Genomic DNA, 553 nt, shown 5'->3' with positions numbered 1-553 from the left:
AGAGTCTTCTAGCGTTAGATGACGCTCTTCTGTTGCCACACCAACCACTGCGTAAGGTGCACGCTCACGCTTACAGATTGCATCGAATGCTTCCATGTTTTCTGGTGCTACTGCAAGAACGTAACGCTCCTGAGATTCGTTACACCAGATTTCCAGAGGGCTCATGCTCAATTCATCATTTGGTACATCACGTAGCTGGAACTTACCACCGCGCTCGCCGTCGTCACAAAGCTCAGGAAGTGCGTTAGAGATACCGCCCGCACCCACATCGTGGATAAATGCGATTGGGTTTTCTTCACCTAGCTGCCAACAACGGTCGATCACTTCCTGACAACGACGCTCCATCTCTGGGTTTTCACGCTGTACTGAAGCAAAGTCCAGATCTTCAGCTGACTGACCTGACGCCATTGAAGACGCCGCACCGCCACCAAGACCGATGTTCATTGCCGGACCACCAAGTACGATTAGGCTCGCACCAACAGGGATCTCTTTCTTCTGAACGTGTTCGTCACGGATGTTACCCATACCACCAGCAATCATGATTGGTTTGTGG

General features: G+C 51.2%; 1 protein-coding gene. It reads right to left on the bottom strand.

Annotation, left to right across the window (positions count from 1 at the left end):
* Nucleotides 1-553, bottom strand: a 553-nt coding sequence (locus R7040_RS29080) for an AIR synthase-related protein (RefSeq protein ID WP_318097993.1), incomplete at both ends; no start/stop codon positions are given.

Source organism: Vibrio sp. 1069, from assembly GCF_033340555.1.
This window is presented reverse-complemented; position numbering and strand designations above follow the sequence as displayed.